This window comes from Alteromonas naphthalenivorans, from assembly GCF_000213655.1.
GTDB classification, from domain to species: domain Bacteria; phylum Pseudomonadota; class Gammaproteobacteria; order Enterobacterales; family Alteromonadaceae; genus Alteromonas; species Alteromonas naphthalenivorans.
The window spans coordinates 4,087,722-4,106,901 of the sequence record NC_015554.1; the positions used below are offsets into that span (position 1 = coordinate 4,087,722).

Annotated in this window: 18 protein-coding genes; 5 read left to right on the top strand and 13 right to left on the bottom strand. The window is 45.6% G+C overall.

Going from position 1 to position 19,180, the window contains the following annotated elements; translation table 11 throughout:
* Positions 1–194: 194 nt before the first annotated feature.
* The 12 genes from AMBT_RS17900 to gmk all read right to left on the bottom strand — a co-directional run bounded on the left by AMBT_RS17900 (position 195) and on the right by gmk (position 12,902).
* Positions 195–1,208 (bottom strand): ABC transporter ATP-binding protein, encoded by a 1,014-nt coding sequence (locus AMBT_RS17900; protein ID WP_013786058.1) that lies wholly within the window; start codon positions 1,206–1,208, stop codon positions 195–197.
* Complete coding sequence (locus tag AMBT_RS17905; protein ID WP_013786059.1) at positions 1,208–2,728, bottom strand: ABC transporter permease; 1,521 nt, start codon at positions 2,726–2,728, stop codon at positions 1,208–1,210. Before AMBT_RS17905 ends, AMBT_RS17900 begins: the two co-directional genes overlap by 1 nt.
* Complete coding sequence (locus tag AMBT_RS17910; protein ID WP_013786060.1) at positions 2,725–3,759, bottom strand: extracellular solute-binding protein; 1,035 nt, start codon at positions 3,757–3,759, stop codon at positions 2,725–2,727. The genes AMBT_RS17905 and AMBT_RS17910 overlap by 4 nt, the downstream gene beginning before the upstream one ends.
* Before the next feature lie 16 nt (positions 3,760–3,775).
* On the bottom strand, positions 3,776–4,585 hold the full coding sequence (locus AMBT_RS17915; protein WP_013786061.1) for a hypothetical protein: 810 nt from the start codon (positions 4,583–4,585) through the stop codon (positions 3,776–3,778).
* A gap of 404 nt (positions 4,586–4,989) precedes the next feature.
* Complete coding sequence (locus tag AMBT_RS17920) at positions 4,990–5,463, bottom strand: peroxiredoxin (protein WP_013786062.1); 474 nt, start codon at positions 5,461–5,463, stop codon at positions 4,990–4,992.
* A 9-nt stretch (positions 5,464–5,472) separates the two neighbouring features.
* Positions 5,473–6,267 carry a class I SAM-dependent methyltransferase gene (locus AMBT_RS17925; protein ID WP_013786063.1) on the bottom strand — a complete coding sequence of 265 codons (795 nt, stop codon included), beginning with the start codon at positions 6,265–6,267 and terminating at the stop codon, positions 5,473–5,475.
* Entirely contained in the window at positions 6,260–8,332 is a 2,073-nt protein-coding gene (recG, locus tag AMBT_RS17930) for an ATP-dependent DNA helicase RecG (RefSeq protein WP_013786064.1), read from the bottom strand. The genes AMBT_RS17925 and recG overlap by 8 nt, the downstream gene beginning before the upstream one ends.
* Positions 8,333–8,477: 145 nt before the next feature.
* Entirely contained in the window at positions 8,478–9,209 is a 732-nt protein-coding gene (gene trmH / locus AMBT_RS17935) for a tRNA (guanosine(18)-2'-O)-methyltransferase TrmH (RefSeq protein ID WP_013786065.1), read from the bottom strand.
* Between the two features lie 3 nt (positions 9,210–9,212).
* Positions 9,213–9,599, bottom strand: coding sequence for a deaminase RidA (locus AMBT_RS17940; RefSeq protein WP_013786066.1), 387 nt, complete (start codon positions 9,597–9,599; stop codon positions 9,213–9,215).
* Between the two features lie 26 nt (positions 9,600–9,625).
* A complete protein-coding gene (gene spoT / locus AMBT_RS17945; protein WP_013786067.1) occupies positions 9,626–11,734 on the bottom strand; it encodes a bifunctional GTP diphosphokinase/guanosine-3',5'-bis pyrophosphate 3'-pyrophosphohydrolase in 2,109 nt (702 codons plus the stop codon).
* 142 nt (positions 11,735–11,876) lie between these two features.
* Entirely contained in the window at positions 11,877–12,149 is a 273-nt protein-coding gene (gene rpoZ / locus AMBT_RS17950; RefSeq protein WP_013786068.1) for a DNA-directed RNA polymerase subunit omega, read from the bottom strand.
* Between the two features lie 111 nt (positions 12,150–12,260).
* Positions 12,261–12,902 (bottom strand): guanylate kinase, encoded by a 642-nt coding sequence (gmk, locus tag AMBT_RS17955; protein ID WP_013786069.1) that lies wholly within the window; start codon positions 12,900–12,902, stop codon positions 12,261–12,263.
* 211 nt (positions 12,903–13,113) lie between these two features.
* Here gmk and AMBT_RS17960 point away from each other — a divergent pair, with 211 nt between their 5' ends.
* Positions 13,114–13,770: an alpha/beta hydrolase gene (locus AMBT_RS17960; protein WP_013786070.1), complete on the top strand. Its 657-nt coding sequence runs from the start codon at positions 13,114–13,116 to the stop codon at positions 13,768–13,770.
* Between the two features lie 48 nt (positions 13,771–13,818).
* Here AMBT_RS17960 and AMBT_RS17965 read toward each other — a convergent pair whose 3' ends face one another.
* Positions 13,819–14,862, bottom strand: coding sequence for a GGDEF domain-containing protein (locus AMBT_RS17965; protein ID WP_232363155.1), 1,044 nt, complete (start codon positions 14,860–14,862; stop codon positions 13,819–13,821).
* A gap of 205 nt (positions 14,863–15,067) precedes the next feature.
* Here AMBT_RS17965 and hemC point away from each other — a divergent pair, with 205 nt between their 5' ends.
* The 4 genes from hemC to AMBT_RS17985 are packed head-to-tail and all read left to right on the top strand — an operon-like array spanning position 15,068 to position 19,148.
* On the top strand, positions 15,068–16,003 hold the full coding sequence (hemC, locus tag AMBT_RS17970; RefSeq protein ID WP_013786072.1) for a hydroxymethylbilane synthase: 936 nt from the start codon (positions 15,068–15,070) through the stop codon (positions 16,001–16,003).
* Positions 16,003–16,770 (top strand): uroporphyrinogen-III synthase, encoded by a 768-nt coding sequence (locus tag AMBT_RS17975; protein WP_013786073.1) that lies wholly within the window; start codon positions 16,003–16,005, stop codon positions 16,768–16,770. Before hemC ends, AMBT_RS17975 begins: the two co-directional genes overlap by 1 nt.
* The gene (locus tag AMBT_RS17980) at positions 16,771–17,979 is read left to right on the top strand and encodes a uroporphyrinogen-III C-methyltransferase (RefSeq protein ID WP_013786074.1); all 1,209 of its coding nucleotides are present in this window, start codon (positions 16,771–16,773) and stop codon (positions 17,977–17,979) included.
* Positions 17,976–19,148: a heme biosynthesis HemY N-terminal domain-containing protein gene (locus AMBT_RS17985; RefSeq protein ID WP_013786075.1), complete on the top strand. Its 1,173-nt coding sequence runs from the start codon at positions 17,976–17,978 to the stop codon at positions 19,146–19,148. The genes AMBT_RS17980 and AMBT_RS17985 overlap by 4 nt, the downstream gene beginning before the upstream one ends.
* Positions 19,149–19,180 lie beyond the last annotated feature (32 nt).

Here is a 19,180-nt window from a genome sequence, read left to right on the forward strand (position 1 = left end):
TCACCTTTAATTGCTGTACCTGACTTGGAATATCGTTCTAATTACCCTAACTGTCTAATAATAAGGCATAGGGCAAAAACGAGCTGAATTATACGTAAATGCTGGGGGGCTACAATGTGTGCCAGCAGTTTAATTTTAAACCACTGGTGTAGTGTATTGGTAGATAGGGGTTTTTAGTCTTCGAGTGCGAAAGTTTATGCTCGCGAAAACACCGCTAAAGGATGCGTAGTGATGAGTGCCATGTGTGCTCGCGCACCCGGTTTCATGGCGTTTTCGTGGCTTACACGTACCTTTAACTGGCTGCCGCTGTCTAGGGTTACGGCATAAAGGCGGCTTTCCCCCTCGTAACGTACCCAATCTACAGTGCCATTGGGGCATTCATGGTCTGCACGTAAACTTAAATCGTCAGGGCGCACTAACAAGTCTACCTTGCCGTTAGCACCATCTACTGATGTGCCAGGCACAGTGCCAATGTCAGTGGTAACGATGCCGTTATCGAAGGTACCTGGAATAAAGCTAGCTTCACCCATAAATCGAGCCACAAAACGGCTGGCGGGCTCTGAGTAACATGCTTCTGGGGTTGCAAGTTGCTCTAGTACGCCTTTATTTAATATCCCTACCCTGTCACCTACGCTTAAGGCTTCTTCTTGGTCGTGAGTTACCCAAATAGCAGGCACGCCTGCAGCTTTAAGGGCATCGCGAATTTCCCAACGAAGGCTGTCTTTTAAGGCAGCGTCTAGGTTTGATAGGGGTTCATCTAATAAAACAAATGCCGGCCCGTGTGCCAAGGTACGGGCTAGTGCAACACGTTGCTTTTGACCACCCGATAAACGAGCAGGCTTAGCATCACGAAAATCTTCAAGGCCAAGAAGCTTTAGCCAATGATCGGCAAGCTTAGTATCTTTTAAACGGAAGCAAACATTTTGCTGAACGGTCAAATGAGGGAACAGTGCGAAATCTTGAAACACCATGCCTACATTGCGTTTTTCAGGAGGCACCGTTTTCTTCGGCGTGGCGGTCCAGTTGCCAAGGGTCATTTGCCCTTCTGAAATAGGGATAAGGCCTGCTAATGCCTGTAAGATAGTGGTTTTACCGCAGCCTGTTGGGCCCACCAGCATGAGAATTTCGTCTGAACCTAATTCTAGGTTGAGCTTATTCACTACACGGGTAGCACCATAATTAACTGACAACTCACTCACTTTAAGCATTAACTACGATCATCCTCGGAAACGGTAAACTGGGCCCGGCGTTCGCCAGAAAGCATTAATATTAATCCAAAGCCCGATAACAATACCAGCAATAACCCCGGTACAGCAGCACGGCCGAAGTAACCTGCTTCGTACACACGCCACATGTAGGTGGCTAAGGTTTCAAACCCCGTTGGCCCCAACATTAGGGTGGCAGGTAATTCTCGCATGGCTTCTAAAAACACCAAAGCGGCACCGGCTATCATGCCCCTTAAGGTAAGTGGCAACGTAATGCGCATAAATGCTTCGCGAGGGCTAGCCCCTAACACTCGTGCTGCTTTCACTAATCCGGTATCTAAATTCTCTGCGGTACTACGCACACTGCCTACGGCAAGGGGTATAAAGCGTAGAACATACGCCATCACCAATAAACCCAAGGTTTGATACAAATAAGGTAATTGAAGGCCAACGTAAACCAATGCAGTACCCATCACGATGCCAGGTACGCCAAAACCAAAATAAGTAATGCGTTCCATTAAACGTCCAGCTTTGCCTGCAATAGCCGCGTGGGCAACGGGTATAGCCAAAATAACAGCCACAATAGCAGCTAGGAAAGACGCATAAGCCGAATTCCACGCATAACTAAATTCAAACCCACCGGTACCTTCCCGTATTAGCCACAGAGTGAATACCGCAAGAGGCAATACAATAGCCAGCAACAATATAGGCATTGCCGCTAATAACATAAGGTTACGTTGCCAACGGGCTGGCCATAAACTTAAATGCCTGCCGGGGCGTTCTTTGGCGCCGCCAATACGACTTTCAATGAATAAGATCAACCCTACAATCACCATTAACTGCAAGCTCAGCATGGCAGCTTGGCTTAAGCCAAAGGCATTGTATTCGACAAAAATAACGCGGGTGAAGGTGTCTAATCCCATGATGGCAGGCGTACCAAAGTCAGACAGTGCATAAAGTGCGGCTAATAAAGCACCGGCTGCAATACTGGTGGCTACACGAGGTAATACCACGCGCCACAAACTTTTATACAAAGATACACCAAGGGTGCGGGCCGCATTGATTAGGCTGGCATCAAGGCTAAGTAACGACGCCCGTGTGGTCATCATCACAAAGGGGTAGGTGTACAACGACATCACCAAGGCCGAGCCCCACAAACCATCAATACTGGGGGTGGTAATTCCTAATACGTTTTCTATTTCGCCGCCACGGCCAAAAGAAAAGTACATGGCGAACGCACCGATATAGCTGGGTAAGGCTAAGGGCGCAGCTAAAAGAATTAGCCAAAATCGTTTGAACGGCATTTGCACGTAAGCAGTAAAGAGCGCTAGAGGCACACCTATAAGTACCGAGCCAATAATAGTCAGCACCATAAGTGATACGGTGTTGCCGAGTACGCGCAAGTTGTGGGTGTCGAAAATTTCTGCGCTATCTGATGCTAACGAAAATAAAACGCCTACTGGCAACAATGCCATTAACGCGATAATTAGAGCCAGCGGGTACGACTTTGGCCAGTTGCTCACAGCACCCCGACTTTTCGCATAAGGTTAAGCGTGGGGCGTAAATCTGCTAGTTTTCTGAGATCCATATCGGGTGGCGATATTTCAGATAATGCAGGTAAGCCTTGCGGCGGTGTAACACCTTGTACCAACGGAATTTCGTACGCTTCGCTTGCCAAATACCCTTGTACTTCGCGGCTCAGTAAATAGCGGATAAAGTTAACAGGTAAATCACCTTCGCTTAATGCCACAATACCCGAAGCATTGACTAAACAGCCTGCATCGTTTTGCGTATAGGCAAGGGCAACATTAGCGTTTGGCTTACCGGCTTTTAAGCGCAACGTGTAGTAATGGTTAGCAAAGCCCATATCCACTTCGCCCCGTTCAACGCCCATGACTACGCCAAGTTCGCCTGCGTATTTTTTCGCTTTGCTATTAACGCCTTTAAGCCAATCGGCCGTGGCCTTTTCACCTTCTAAAATGCGCATAGCGGTAACGAATGACTGGAATGAGGCATAAGCCGGAGCCCAACCCAACGCTAAATCACTATCAGCTAAGGCCATTACGCTATCTGGGATTTGATCGGGGGTTACCCGCTCTGTGTTATACGGCAATGTACGAATACGGCCGGTAACGGGTGTCCAGCTAGGATATTGGAAACCGTCTTTCAATTGCGTGGTTAAGTCGGTAGGTAACGGCTTCGCTAAACCTGAATCGGTTACCATGCCAATACTGCCGGTATCTACCGCCCAAAATAAATCGGCGCGCTTCACCCCTGCTTTTGCTTCTGCAGCAAGGGTATTGGCTAACGCGGCTGAAGCGCCGCGTCTAATTTTTAGGTTAAGCTTTGGATTACGTTTTTTAATGGCATCGAGCACATTTTCATACAAACCACCTTCGCCACGCCCTAAATAAAGGGTGAGATCACCTTCCAACTTAGGAAGGGATTCTACCGACACACTTGCAATGGTGTTGGCAAAGCTCAAACTGCTAACAGGTAAACTACCTAACGCACCTGCGGCGGCTAAACCTTGTAAAAATGTTCTACGTTGCATTTGAAAAAACTATTCCTTAGAAAACGTCTTTACGACTTTTTTCTGCTTCTACTAACAAGGAACGAGCGCGATCTAATTTCGTTTGCATAGTTTCCACTACACCACGAACCGCCTCTACGCCTTTACCGCCAGTAATTGCTTGTGGAAGGGTTACGTTAAAGTCTTTTTCTAAGTCTTCAACTAGGTCGGCGTCTAATTCAATTAGCGCCCCTTCTACCCCTTCAAAGCGTTGTAAGTAAGTATCGTGAACCAAGGTGGTGGCAACTTCAGTCAGTTGCTCTGCCGATTTAGCGACTACGCGATCTAAACGCTTTTTAATATCGTCAATAACTTCAGGCGCGGTGGTTGGTTCAACTTCAGTGGTTTGTACTTTGGCAACCAAACCCTGCTTTTGATATTGTGACGCAAGTTTAACTGCGCCTAACGCTTGCCACAAGGCTTGATTAAGTTTGGTTTGCTCTGCGCGAACGTCTTCTACAGATTTGCCGTTTTCGATGCCCATTTTAATGCCATAGATACCCTGCCATATAGACGCATAAACAGGTACGTACTGAGTTTCTATCGCAGAATGAAAATCAACTTCTTCCCAATATTCAATTAACACGTCTGTGTCTACGTTTTTGCTGTCTTTTTCGTACGCATCAACAACACTGCCGAATTTTTCTTCTAACCAGTGCACTTCTTCTGTGTACTCACCAATATGAGCTTGAAGATTGTTTACATGTTCGCTGATTACACCATTTGCAAAGGCGCTGCTTGTACCCAATGATAAGGTCACTGCTAATACTAATACCGAGGCACTTAGCTTCTTGATTGTTGTTGTCATCACTTTTCCTAGTACGCTTTTAATTATGCAAATGATACTTATTATCATTAATTAAGTAAAGGTAACTCGACGTATGATTATGACATACTTTCGCATTACCAAATTGACATTAAAGTCAGTAACTACGGTGTTTGCACCGAAAGTTGCGTTTAGCAATTCATCGTATAACCGCTATTCACTGGCTGTTTGCGACATAGTTATATTACATTTTAACGACACTATGCGATCAACTTTATTCAGACTAGGCAATCGTAAAAATCTATCTATATTTTTATGACGCTCGCTAACTTAGGCATGCTAATTGGGCTTGGACGGTAAATTTGGCGATCAAAAAAGGCCTGAGCATTGCGTTACATTATGCTCAAGCCTTTCAATAGGTTTAGTGCTTAGTATTGAACTTGCTGTTACAAGCTTTTTAGCATGCTCTCGGCATCACTGACTTCAAAGCGACCTGGATCTTCTACACTGATTTTTTTCACTACGCAGTCTTCAACTAACATGGCGTAACGCATTGAGCGCAAGCCACCAAAGTCGCTGGTATTCATGTCTAAACCAATTTGCTTAGTGAAATGACCGTTGCCGTCTGCCAGCATCATAATCTCTTCAGCGTTATTCGCTTTTCCCCATGCGTCCATCACGAACGCATCGTTAACCGATAAGCAAATAACCGTATCTACGCCTTTCGCTTTGATTTTATCTGCCAATGCCACATAGCCTGGTAAGTGTGCTTGAGAGCAGGTTGGCGTAAACGCGCCAGGCACTGCAAACACTACTACACGCTTGTCGTTAAAAAGCTCGGCAGTGCCGGGGTTTGTCATCTCACCATTGACTAAAAGGCTGAAATCTACCTCTGGCAAGGTGCTACCTACTTCTATCATGCTGCTCTCCTAGGATTTTTGACGTAAATACACATCGAATCTATGTTTTTTACTTTCTATTGCCATTGATGGATTTTTTCCTGCTAGCACTTCTGCACTATTAGGGCGTTTTACCACTACTCTAGACGACGTTAATGCCAACGCAGGCGCGAGTAACGCGTCGGCGTCGGGGTCGTGTCCAAGCAATTGTTGAAACAATCGCATTTCCTTCTTCACCAAGGCTGATTTCTTTTTATGCGGAAACATAGGGTCTAAGTAAATCGCATCTACGTTTTCACCATTCCAGTATTGCATTACATCGGCACTATTTCCATGTTGTAGTGCTAATCGTTCTGCAAGTTCTGGGAAGCGCTGTTGTAAACGTCGAATACCATCTTCAAGCAACGCGGCTACAATGGGTGAACGCTCTATCATAGTGACCTTGCAGCCTACGCTAACTAACACAAATGCATCTCTGCCTAAACCCGGCGTAGCATCTACTACGTGCCAAGGTGTTGCACCTTTAAGTACATCACCTTTCAACCCCACCGCTTTTACAATAGGCTCTTTTCTACCGCCGCCATGGGCTTTGCGATATAAGCTAGCCGGGGAAGCAAAATCAACTTCAACAGGCAGTGTTTTCTTTTCGCTCGCATCAGCAAGCCCAAGTACATCGTGACTGACTTGCAGATAAAATCCTTCAACGGGCTTTTCTTCAATCGCAAAACCCCAGTTTTTACTGATCGTTAGCGCGAGGGCTTTGTCGCTTTCAAAGTGGGTATCGCCTTCGGTGCTAGCAATCACAAGAGGCAAAGTATTAAGCATGGCCATATTGCTCCTTGTGCCCTATCCAGCGGTTGATAATGGCTTGTGCATGGGAAGGATATTGCTCCCATAAGGTATAGGCAATTTCTTGTACTTTGGGAATAAGCGCGGCGTCTCGCACTAAGTCGGCAATTTTAAGTTCCGCCATACCGGTTTGACGAGTACCCATAAATTCTCCTGGCCCACGAATTTCTAAGTCTCGTTGGGCAATATAAAACCCATCGTTAGATTCTCGCAGCACAGTTAATCGCTGAGTAGCCGTTTTAGACAAAGGGCTTTGGTACATAAGTACGCATTGGCTTTCTACCGCCCCACGCCCTACTCGCCCGCGAAGTTGGTGTAGCTGAGCTAAACCTAATCGTTCGGGGTTTTCAATAATCATAATACTGGCATTGGGTACATCTACCCCAACCTCAATAACGGTTGTAGCCACCAGTAAATCGAGCTCACCGGCTTTAAAATCAGCCATTACTTGTAGTTTTTCAGCTGGCTTTAGGCGCCCGTGCACTAAACCTACGTTAAGTTCAGGTAGTGCTGTGCGAAGGATAACCGCAGCATCTTCAGCGGCTTGGCATTCCAACACTTCCGATTCATCAATAAGGGTACAAACCCAATAGGCTTGCCTACCGTTTTCTTTGCAGGCTGTGCGAACACGCTCAATAACATCCCCTCGCCTGCTATCCGGCAATACCACTGTGGTCACAGGGGTTCTTCCCGGAGGTAATTCATCGATTACTGAGGTATCTAGGTCGGCATAGGCAGTCATGGCCAGCGTTCGAGGTATAGGGGTGGCCGTCATAATTAACTGGTGCGGGTATCGCCCCTGCTGTTCGCCTTTATCTCGAAGCGCAAGGCGTTGATGTACACCAAATCTGTGCTGCTCATCCACAATCACTAACGCGAGTTGTTGGTAGTTTACGCTTTCTTGAAAAATCGCGTGGGTGCCCACCAACATTTGTACATCGCCACTTTCAAGCCGCGCTAACACTTCGGTGCGGGCTTTTCCTTTAAGCTTACCGGCTAGCCACCCTATTTCTATCCCCAACGGTGCGAACCATTCTCTAAAATTATTCGCATGTTGTTCGGCAAGTAATTCGGTGGGTGCCATAAGCGCAACCTGATGCCCAGCCCCAATAGCAGATAGCGCTGCAAGGGCGGCCACTAAGGTTTTCCCTGAGCCTACATCACCCTGTACTAAGCGCATCATGGGCCTGGGGTGTTGCATATCTTGCTGAATATCGGCTACTACCCGCTGCTGTGCCCCTGTGGGAGAAAACGGTAATTGGGCCAACATTTTTTCAATAAGAGGCTTGTCGACCTTAATGCTAATGCCTGGCTGCGCATCTGAAAGCTTACGTACTTTTAATACACTTAAATGGTGTGACAAAAGCTCTTCTAAAATTAATCGATACTGAGCAGGATGAAGCCCTTCTTCCATTTCATGCACATCGGTATCGGGGGCTGGCCGATGTACCGCATGCAATGCTTCGTTTAGGCTTATCTGGTCGCTGTACATACCTTCAGGCAGTAAGTCGGCCAGTGCGCCTTTATCTAACATTTTAAGCGCTTGGTCGGTTAAGTTTCGCAGGGTGAGTTGCTTTACCCCTTCGGTAGTGGGGTAAACAGGTGTTAAGGATTCTGCTTCTAGCGGTGCATCTTCATCAATTAATTTGAATTCGGGATGCATCATTTCAATGCCCCACTTGCCAGTGCGAACCTCACCAAAACATCGTATTAGATTGCCCGGTGTCATCATCGTGCGCTGCACTGCGCCAAAGTGAAAAAAGCGTAAAGTAATAGTGCCTGTACCATCGCTTAGCTTCACCACTAACATGCGTTTTTTGCCGTATTGGATGTCGGCGCTTTTCACTTCGCCCTGCACACTAACATGAGTAAACGGACGGCACTCTGCCACACTGTAAACCCGTGTTCTGTCTTCATAACGCAGCGGCAAGTGAAACAGCACGTCTTGTAAGGTAAATAAGCCAATTTTAGCCAGCTTTTCGGCCACTTTAGCGCCTACCCCTTTTAGGGCGGTGATGGGCGTGGTGGCAAGAGTTTGCATTTGACCGACATTCCTTAAAACAAGCGTATGATTTCATTAGGGTAATGAAAGCAATCATTTATTAGAAACGAAGTGTAATAGATTGCGAGAAGCTTGGCGAGTACGGTTTAAGGCCAGTATGACAGGTACTATAAGTATGAGCAGGCTAGGCGCGCGTAGACACTGCCTCGTCATTGTCAGATAGGGCGTGTAACGCTTCAGGCGTTAGCTGCATTTGCTTCCACCAACTTGCTGGTGCATCAATGCGGCCAATGTCGTCAATCGCAGGATATGGAACCCCTTTCGTCTTACTTAGAGCGCACAGTCTGGGGTAACCTCTTTCGAACAAGAGTTTTTGGCATTCTTCTTCGGGTAAGTGTTCAACATCGTACATGCCGGCTAGTTCCCGCTGACGCTGTGCTTCATAAAGCACTAACGCTGCCGCAACCGACACATTCAACGACTGCACCATGCCCGCCATAGGAATGATGATATCTTGATCGGCCATAGCAATGGCTTCATCGGTAGCGCCGTAGCGTTCTTGACCAAAAATAATCGCGGTAGGTTTGGTGTAATCCACCTCACGAAAGCCCACGGCAGTATCAGACAAATGAGTGACTAACACTTGCATACCCTGCTGCTTCAGTGCGCCTATAGCGTTTCCTAAACTGTCGTGATTAGTTTGGCGAACCCATTGCTGGCTGCCCATGGCGGTGTCGCCACGAAACTGATATTTCTCTTCCCACACGGTATGCACGCGGTGAATGCCAATGGCATCACAAGTACGGACTACCGCCGATACATTGTGGGGTTTGTGTACATTTTCGAGGCAAACCGTAAGGTCAGTTTGCCTTTTTGCCAACGCACTTCGAATGCGAAGGTAGCGCTCTGGCGACATGGCTTACTCCGGCAATTCCATCACGCCGTCGATTTCAATTTGTGCGCCTTTAGGCAATGCAGACACTTGCACTGCAGCACGGGCTGGATATGGTTTGGTAAAGTAACGGCTCATAATTTCATTTACCGTCGCAAAGTGACTTAAATCGATAAGAAAGATGTTCACTTTTACCAAGTCGTTGGTGGTGCCACCCGCGGCATCACACACCGCTTTTAAGTTTTCAAAAACCTGTACCGCTTGTTCAGCAAAGTCTTCTGAAACCATTTCCATGGTCTCTGCCACTAAAGGAATTTGGCCTGAAAGATATACTGTTGTGCCAGCCTTAACGGCTTGACTGTAAGTACCAATAGCGGCAGGTGCCTTATCGGTCTGAATAATAGACTTAGACATAATGGATCCTAAAAATTTTTAAAAAGTTAGTGTCTGGACTGACTATGACGTGACACTTTCTGAACCTCTGGCATGGTGCGGATTTTTTTCATCACTCTTGCCAAATGTACGCGATTTTGCGTGGTAATTTCGATGTCGATAAAGTAGATATTACTCTCTTTTTCTTCTGTTTGCAGTCCAATAATATTGGAATCGCAACCAGAAATTGTGTTCGTTAGGGTAGCAAGGGTTCCCTGATGATTAAACAGTTCAATTCGCAGCGAGGCTTTAAATTCACCTTGAGGTTCATCGTCCCAACGCATTGGTAATACGCGCTGAGGCTCTTCTTTTGAAAGCTTGCGAATGTTGTTGCAACCAATTTGGTGAATCGTCATACCACGGCCAGGGCTTAATACCGCCACAATTTCATCGTCAGGGATAGGGTGACAACAACGGGCATAATGCACCAATAATCCTTCGGTACCGCGGATAGCCACGTTACCTTTTTTCTCTGGTAAATCTGTGTTCTCACCTAACAATCGGCGGGCAACAATAGCGCTTAGCTCGTTACCTAAGCCTATATCTATAAGTAAAGAATCAAAGTCGTCATGCTTAGTTTCAGCCACTACCCGTTCAATATCGGCCTCTGGAATATCGTCCAGCTTCACTTCACCTAATGCATGGCGCAGTAAGCGGTTACCCATGTTCACAGCTTCTTGCGAATGCTGTTTACGCAAATATTGGCGAATGCGGGTGCGTGCGCGAGCACTTACTACGAAGTTCAGCCAATTAGCATTGGGCTTAGCTTTAGGTGAGGTAATAATCTCTACGGTTTGGCCATTTTGTAGTGGCTTACTTAAGCTGTAGTTTCTACGCTCTACTCGAACACCAACGCAGGTGTTACCAATATCTGAATGCACCGCGTAGGCGAAGTCTACAGCCGTAGCGCCCATGGGCAGCTCAATAATGCGGCCATCTGGGGTAAACACGTATATTTCTTCTGGGAATAAATCGGTTTTAACCGATTCAATAAATTCGAAGGATGAACTGGCTGATTGTTGAAGCTCAAGTAACGACTGCATCCACTTACGCGCTCTTAGTTGCGCAGTAGTGCCGTTGTCGCCAGGCTCTTTATAAAGCCAATGCGCGGCAACCCCTTTATCAGCCATTTGATCCATTTCTTGGGTACGAATTTGTATTTCTACTGGAATACCATGGGGACCAATAAGCGAGGTGTGCAATGACTGGTAGCCATTGGTACGGGGAATAGCAATGTAATCTTTAAAACGGTTTTCAATAGGCTTATACAAGCTATGCATGGCGCCTAACGAGCGGTAACAATTATCGACTGAGTCAACCACAATACGAAACGCGTAAATGTCCATCACTTCGTTGAACATGAGTTCTTTATTACGCATTTTACGATAAATAGAGTACAGGTGTTTTTCGCGGCCCAGTACGTCCGACTCAATTTTATAAGCCGTTAAGCGAGTGCTAAGTTCTTCACGAATATTTTCAATAATTTCTTTACGGTTACCGCGTGCTTGGCGAACCGCTGATTTCAGTGCGCGATGGCGCATAGGGTACATGGCAAGAAAACCTAAGTCTTCTAGCTCATTTTTAATATCGTGAATACCTAAACGATGGGCAATAGGTGCATAAATTTCAAGGGTTTCAAGAGCAATGCGACGGCGTTTGTCAGGGCGAAGCGAACCGAGTGTACGCATATTGTGGGTACGGTCAGCTAGCTTAATCAGAATAACCCGGATGTCTTGCACCATGGCCATCATCATTTTACGGAAGTTTTCAGCCTGTGCTTCTTGCTTACTGCTAAAAGCAATTTTATCTAGCTTACTTACCCCTTCCACCAGCTCAGCAACGGTTTCACCGAAAGCTTCAGCAAGATCTTCTTGGCTGTAAGGGGTGTCTTCAATCACGTCGTGTAGCAAAGCTGCCATGAGAGTTTCATGGTCTAAATGCATGTCGGCAAGAATACTGGCAACAGCAACAGGGTGCGTAATATAAGGGTCGCCACTTGAGCGCATTTGGCCATCGTGAGCTTCTTGAGCCAACACAAATGCCTCTTGTACCAGCTGAACTCGGTCAGAGGGTAAGTACTTTATTACTTTCTGTTTTAAGCCTTCAAACAAATACACGGACTAGTGCGACTCCTGATTAACGTTACAACCTTTAGAATACGTAGAATTGAGCCTTTAGCCAATACCCAAAAAGCAAAGCGCCAGTGCTTTTTTCAAAGCACTGGCGCTTAAACATACAATAGTTACCTATACGACGTAACTATTGATCAGAAAGAATGTTAGCAACTGATGAAAATTCAGCGTGTTCTTGTTGTTCTTGATCACGCAAATCGTCTTGTTCAAGTGTGCTAGCAGTTACCAAACCTTGTTCGATTTCACGAAGTGCAGTTACGGTAGGCTTATCGTTTTGCACATCAACCATTGGAGTTTTACCTTCGGTGGCAATTTGGCGTGCACGACGAGCCGCTACTAAAACTAAATCAAAGCGGTTACCAATTTTATCTACGGCATCTTCAACTGTTACGCGGGCCATGTATTTCTCCGAAAATTAGGTTGATCAAGTAATTCAAAAAACGGCCGCGCAGTATACACTCTTGTACTGCGCGATCCTAGCGGTTTGTGCGAATTTAAATCAATATAAATATTAAGCAGATCCGAGCAATTCGTCCAATAAAGGCTGATAACGCATTTGTTGTTTCATTGTTCGTAAACGCTGTGAAATCACAATCGCTTCTAAATCGTTAAGCGCGGTCGCAAAATCATCATTAACAATAACGTGGCTGAACTCACTAAAATGGGACATTTCTGCCACGGCCTCTTTCATTCTACCGGCAATCACTTCATCGCTATCTTGACCACGATTGGTTAAACGTTGCTCTAGCACCTCGATTGAAGGAGGCAAAATGAAAATACCGCATGTATCAGGCATCAGTTTCTGCACCTGGCGTGCGCCTTGCCAATCAATATCTAGAAATACATCTATACCACGGTGCAAGGTTTGTTCAATGGTTACCCGTGATGTGCCGTAGTAATTACCGAACACTTCAGCCCATTCAAAGAAAACGCCTTGTTCAATTAGCGCTTCAAATTGTTCACGGCTGACGAAGTGATAATGCTGCCCATCCACTTCCCCCGGACGAGGTTTACGGGTAGTGTGGGACACTGACACTTCCATTGCATTATCGCTATTAGACGCGTACTTTTCCATTAACGCCTTTATAAGGCTGGATTTTCCTGCGCCTGATGGCGCTGCAAGTATAAATAAGTTTCCGAGTAAAGATGCCATGAAAGTATTAAATATATCTTAAAATATGGTGATTTCGTGGAGCAATGATAGCATATTGAACCGTTAAGCCGTAGTAGCAATCGTTTCGAACACATACTCACATTGCCTACGCGTGTACCTTTAACAAAGCAATGCATTTACAGTTAGCTTAAATTCGGCGCTGTTTTAGGGAAAGACAAAAAGTACGACACATAAACATGGAGCAACAACTTTGCCTTACGTTGAACACAACCCCAGCTCTACGCCAAATGCCTGTGTGATTTGGCTTCATGGTTTAGGCGACTCGGGTCATGGCTTTGCGCCTATCGTCCCTGAGTTAAAGCTACCCGATAGTATGTCGGTAAAATTTATTTTTCCTCATGCTCCAGAGCGCCCCGTTACCATTAATGGTGGTATGCGGATGCGTGCTTGGTATGACATAAAGTCACTCGATTTTAATAGCCGTGCAGACTTAAGTGGTGTGCTTGAGTCCGCCGCTCATGTAGAAACACTTATCCAAGAGCAAGTCGACAAAGGCATTCCTACCGATAGGATTGTATTAGCAGGCTTCTCACAAGGGGGGGTTATTGCACTTCACCTTGCGCCTCGCTTTAAGCATAAGTTGGCTGGTGTTATGGCACTTTCCACTTATATGTGTGAACCAAGTTTGTTGGCACAAGAAGCTACCGACGTAAATCGAGACATTCCCATCATGATGGCTCATGGCGAACAAGATGAAGTGGTGCCTATTTTTATGGGTAACGCGGCTTATAAAACGTTAACTGAGAATGGTTTTAATGCCACTTGGCAAACCTATACCATGCAGCACAACGTCTGTATGCAAGAAATAAGTGATATTTCAGCGTGGCTTAAAAAAGTTCTAGGCTGATATCGTATTGCAAGCCCAGTCTGCGTTTAAAAAAGCAAGGCTGGGCATTTAAACCACGCAGTTTCTACCCGTGCGCTTAGCTTCATATAAATTGTCGTCTGCCAATTTTATTGCGGCTTCTACATTCACGTCTGCTAGGGCAGTAGCTACCCCAAAGCTCGATGTAAGGGGGTGTCGGATATCTCCATCTTCGAAGGGGGTAGATTCAATCTCTATACGTATTTTCTCAGCAAGCTTAACCGCCACACTCAGCGGCGTGGCTGGGTAAATGATCAAAAATTCTTCTCCACCAGTGCGCGATACCAAGTCAGTTGAACGAATAGCACTGCGCATGATTTGAGCGAGGTGAATTAACACTTTGTCTCCTACATCATGCCCGTATGTGTCATTTATCTTCTTGAAGAAGTCGACATCTACTACTACGGCACTTAGCGGAAAATAATCCACTGGATTGTTAATAGCGCGTTCGAAATATACCGACTCTAAAAATCGACGGTTCGGTATTTTAGTTAGCGGGTCGGTGTGCGCCTGGCGCATCTTCTCCAAGTTATCCGACATCATTTCTTTTCGGCTTTGGTGCCAAAAATATTCGCCAATAAAAAATACGGCAATAAAACAACTTAACGAAATGAGAAATCGAGATACATCTTCTGGTCGATAACTTGCGGGAATAACATCTTGATTTGAAACTATCAAAAATACCAGCAACATAGTGACAGACACATAGACAATTGCAGCCCTAAATTGCACAACTATAATTTGAATACAAATTAACGGAAATACGAAGTACAGACCTGTGTTGTGATAGCCGCCAGTAATGGTAATAGTAGATATCATTACTATGACAAGAGCGCCTGCTAGATAATAGAAAATATCATTTTTATTGTACAGGTGAGACAGTACCGCATTCCCATATACTGAAACTGAAAAGAGCCCCAGAAAGAAAGCAAGTAAATGATCGCCACGAAATACGTTTTGAATAGCAAGCACGGCCATAATTGTGCCGCCCACGTAGGAAATAAAATACAAAGTTAATCGACGGCGTTTTATTTCGGCATCATTTTGATGGTTGCTTTTTAAAAACTGTCGCACAGAAATGCTGTCCATGGAGCCCAAGAAATAACTGAAGGAAAATGAGTAAACCAAGCATAGTCAGTAGTTATATATTTCTCCAACCGTAAACCTGTGCGCTGACGTAAGTTTTCAGTACAATAACGTTATTAATTACCCCTTTTTACCAAAAACAGGTAAACACTTTAGTTTTTTGGGGTGTAGAACTTAGATAGGATATTCAAAAATGCCAGTTGAAAAAAACCGAACTATTCGCATCGCTACACGCAAAAGCGCGCTGGCGCTGTGGCAAGCAGAATACGTGAAAGCGAAACTGTTAGAGCATCACGATGGGATAGCGGTTGAGTTGGTGCCTATGAGCACTCAGGGCGATAGAATACTTGATACGCCGCTGGCGAAAATTGGTGGTAAAGGCTTGTTTATAAAAGAGCTTGAAGTCGCCATGTTAGAAGGCAGAGCCGATATTGCCGTGCATTCAATGAAAGATCTACCGGTTGAATTCCCAGAAGGCTTTGGCCTTCACGCTATTTGTGAACGCGAAAACCCATTTGATGCCTTTGTTTCAAATCACTTCGATAATTTAGACGCGTTACCAGAAGGTGCTGTGGTGGGTACCTCGAGCCTTCGCCGCCAATGCCAAATTCGTAAGCATCGTCCAGATCTGAAAATTAAAGACTTACGCGGCAACGTGAATACCCGCCTCGCCAAACTAGATGCGGGTGAATACGATGCCATCATTCTTGCCTCTGCGGGCCTCATACGTTTGGGCATGGAAGAGCGCATTAAAACGGGCTTGCCGGCTTCGGTATCACTTCCTGCCGTTGGGCAAGGTGCGGTAGGTATTGAGTGTCGTAATGACGATGCCGAGCTTATTGCGTTACTTCAAGCGCTGAACCATGGTGAAACTCAAACCCGAGTGAGCGCAGAGCGTGCTATGAATGAACGCTTAGAAGGCGGTTGCCAAGTACCTATTGGTAGTTTTGCTACCCTTGACGGAGACAGCATAACCTTAACCGGCATGGTCGGACAGCCAGATGGCTCAACCTTATTGTTCGCTTCTGCAACAGGCCCTACAAAAAATGCGAAGAGTATTGGCGTAGAAGTCGCCGAGGCATTGCTTGAACAAGGTGCAGGGGAAATTCTTAGCGCATTGTATGACTAATGTATGTTGTTGCTAACTTATATTATTACAAACTTATGCTGCTGATTACCCGCCCCCTTCCTAAATTACAAGCAAGTGCAGATGCATTTGAGCAGGCGGGTATTGATACAATAGGCGTTGCTACATCAGATATTCAAAGCATCCCTAGTAAGGCAGGCAAGCTACAACAGTTTTTGTTGGGCTCGCCCAGCATTAATATTATTATTGTTACTAGCATTTATGCCGTGCCAGCAGCACTTCACGCACTTAATCAAGCCTCTTTTTTATCTGCGCCCCCTACGTTAATAGCGGTTGGCGATGCCACGGCTAACGCATTACACAGCGCTAATTTACCTTTAAAAATCGTCACCCCTTCGCTACATACGTCCGAAGGTATACTGGTCATGCAGCAACTTAATGAGGCAAACTGTACACAAGTCGTTATTATAAAGGGCGAAGGTGGTAGAGATAAGCTTTCTCACGTTTTGGGCGAGAGAGGCATATCGGTTACCGAGTTTTGTGTTTATAAAAGAGAACCACTTACAAACCCAATTTACACAAAGCGCTGGAAAATTGGCGATGTTAGCGGCATTATCGCTACAAGCGAGAATTTAGCAAAGCAACTTATTTCTACTCATAGTAGACAAATATTAGCGTTGCCCTGGTTAACGGTAAGTGAACGAGTTGCAACGAGTTTACGTAATCTTGGGATAGCACGCGTTTCGGTGTGCAACCGCGCCACCGATCAGGCATTAATTGCCTGGGTAAAGGAAAATTGGGAGTATTAAATGTCTGACAAGAATGAGAAGGACCCTCAAAACGGGGAATTGGTAAGCGTGGAATCATCATCAAGTACGACATCAGAAGCGACGTCAGCGAACACGGCTTCCGCTAGCGATACCGTATCACCTAAAGCTTCATCTAAAAGCACACCACAAAAAACGAAAAAATCGTCGGGAACCAAGCTTCTATGGTTTGTGGTTATTATTATTTTCCTTTTAGTTCTAGGCATTATTGGTGCTGGTTACTGGTACTACACCCAACAACAAGGCAGCAGCGATTCCCTTGCCAAAGCCCAACAGGCAAATACAGCGCAAGTCAACGACATGCTTGCCGATCGTAAGCAGACAGCAGACGCATTGCGTACGCTAAATAGGCAAAACGATGAATTGAAAGAGACGCTTAATGCACTGCAACAACAAAACAGTGCGTTAGTGCAACAAGCAGAAGCAACCCAGCAACAACTCAATAGCATGGAAGGTCAGCGCCCTGCCGATTGGCTTATTGCCGAGGCTGATTATTTGGTTCGCATGGCAGGTAGAAAATTGTGGTTGGAAAACGATGTTCGTACAGCAACCTTGTTATTAGTGAACGCAGATAAGCGATTGAAATCACTAGCCGACCCTTCGGTGTTGCCGGTTCGCGCTAAACTTGCTGAAGACATTCAAACCCTTCAGCAAATGAACCCAGTATCACAAAGTTCAGTGGCGCTTGCCCTCACCGGCATGTTGGCGCAAATCGATAAGTTACCGTTAGATACCTTTGAAAAACCAGTAGACGCAAATGCTGATAGCAACGAACTGTCTGAATCGGCGGACGACTGGAAAGAGAACCTTGCGAAAGTATGGCACTCCATTGTCGATGGTTTCTTAACCGTGAAAAGCTTAGAGGGTCCGGTTGAACCTGTGATGTCGCTGCAAGCTCAATTTTTAGTGAAAGAGCAGCTTCGCTTACAATTAATGCACGCTCAGTCTGCTGCACTTAAAGCGGACTCAGGTCTGTATGAGCAATCTTTGCTTTACGCTAAAACCATGCTTGAAGAGCATTACGATGTAGAAAAGAGCCAAGTTACTGGTTTTATCTCAGCACTTGATAACCTTGTTGATACCGACATTTCACAACCAATCCCTAGTCAGTTGGCATCACAAAAGCCGCTTGAGCAATTATTAGAATCTCGTGTAAAACAAGCATTCAGTCAGGGAGCTAGCGCATTATGAAATGGTTAGTCATTGCCCTTGCGGTGCTGGCCGCATTTATTGTTGCGCTTATTGTTGGCCCCATGATTTTGGGCGACAAAGGCTACGTGCTGATTTCATTAGGTAATACCGCGATAGAAACCAGCCTAATTGGTTTTTGCATTATCATTATTTGCGCCATTATCAGCTGGTATATTATCTCTAAGTTGGTGTTATGGACATTAAGCTTGGTAACGGGATCTCACCGTTGGTTTGGTGCATTAGGTGAGCGTAAACGCAAGCGTGCCTTTTACCATGGTTTACAGTCATTAGCAGCTGGCGACCTAAAAAGTGCTCACAAGGCACTTAGCCAAACCACAAATGGTGATTTTGAAGGGGTAAACTACTTGGCTGCCGCACAAGTAGCACAAAGCCAAAACGACCCACAAAAAGCCCGTTACTTCTTACTGCAAGCAGCAGAGTATGACAGTGCCAAAGTGGCTGCCACTATTGTGATGGCGCGCATTGATGTTTCTGAAGGTAAGTATACCGACGCACTTGAAAAGCTAGATAGCTTAGATGAAGAAGAAGCCAACAACCCACAAGTGATACAACTGAAAGCGTCGATAATGGCAGAGCAAGGCCAATGGCAAACCTTGCAAGAAAAGCTAAGCGGTTGGCGCAAGGCGTTACCCAAAGAAGATTATACCGCATGGTCACAGAGAATTGCCAAGGGCAAGCTAGCTGAAATTGCCAGCAAAAACGGCGCTGCTGAGCTTAAAACCCACTGGGAAGGATTACCTCGTAAAATTAAGCAAGACGATGCTTATCGCGCGGCTTATATTCAACAATTGCTTGAACAAGGCATGCATGCCGAAGCACAAACGCTGCTAGTAGAGTGGCAAAAACGTGGCCCGCACCCTGCTCTATTTCCCTATTTCACCCAGTTGAACATTCCGAATGCTGCCCCTTCACTGCGGTTGCTGGAAAGCTGGATTAAACAAGACAGCGAAAATGTTGAGTTATATTCAACGTTGGGAAGAGTCGCGTTTAACGCTGGTGACGACATTCTAGCGGAGAAAGTGTTATTAAAAGCCGTGAAGATGGAATCGAACAAAGATGACCTGTTATTGCTGTCAGCCATTAGTGAACGTAGACACGATAGCACCACGGCGTTGCAATATTATAAGGAAGGTCAACAGCTGGTGTAGCTTTACGCTGTAAGCTTTTAATTTAAAAGAAG

What these genes read in the sequence shown, in the direction of transcription:
- trmH (WP_013786065.1), bottom strand. Translation starts at nt 9,209, where the DNA reads ATGTCGCCAGAGCGCTACCTTCGCATTCGAAGTGCGTTGGCAAAAAGG.
- AMBT_RS17925 (WP_013786063.1), bottom strand. Translation starts at nt 6,267, where the DNA reads ATGCTTAATACTTTGCCTCTTGTGATTGCTAGCACCGAAGGCGATACC.
- AMBT_RS17915 (WP_013786061.1), bottom strand. Translation starts at nt 4,585, where the DNA reads ATGACAACAACAATCAAGAAGCTAAGTGCCTCGGTATTAGTATTAGCA.
- AMBT_RS17975 (WP_013786073.1), top strand. Translation starts at nt 16,003, where the DNA reads ATGTATGTTGTTGCTAACTTATATTATTACAAACTTATGCTGCTGATT.
- AMBT_RS17940 (WP_013786066.1), bottom strand. Translation starts at nt 9,599, where the DNA reads ATGTCTAAGTCTATTATTCAGACCGATAAGGCACCTGCCGCTATTGGT.
- AMBT_RS17980 (WP_013786074.1), top strand. Translation starts at nt 16,771, where the DNA reads ATGTCTGACAAGAATGAGAAGGACCCTCAAAACGGGGAATTGGTAAGC.
- hemC (WP_013786072.1), top strand. Translation starts at nt 15,068, where the DNA reads ATGCCAGTTGAAAAAAACCGAACTATTCGCATCGCTACACGCAAAAGC.
- AMBT_RS17920 (WP_013786062.1), bottom strand. Translation starts at nt 5,463, where the DNA reads ATGATAGAAGTAGGTAGCACCTTGCCAGAGGTAGATTTCAGCCTTTTA.
- AMBT_RS17910 (WP_013786060.1), bottom strand. Translation starts at nt 3,759, where the DNA reads ATGCAACGTAGAACATTTTTACAAGGTTTAGCCGCCGCAGGTGCGTTA.
- rpoZ (WP_013786068.1), bottom strand. Translation starts at nt 12,149, where the DNA reads ATGGCCCGCGTAACAGTTGAAGATGCCGTAGATAAAATTGGTAACCGC.
- AMBT_RS17985 (WP_013786075.1), top strand. Translation starts at nt 17,976, where the DNA reads ATGAAATGGTTAGTCATTGCCCTTGCGGTGCTGGCCGCATTTATTGTT.
- recG (WP_013786064.1), bottom strand. Translation starts at nt 8,332, where the DNA reads ATGCAAACTCTTGCCACCACGCCCATCACCGCCCTAAAAGGGGTAGGC.
- AMBT_RS17900 (WP_013786058.1), bottom strand. Translation starts at nt 1,208, where the DNA reads ATGCTTAAAGTGAGTGAGTTGTCAGTTAATTATGGTGCTACCCGTGTA.
- gmk (WP_013786069.1), bottom strand. Translation starts at nt 12,902, where the DNA reads ATGGCATCTTTACTCGGAAACTTATTTATACTTGCAGCGCCATCAGGC.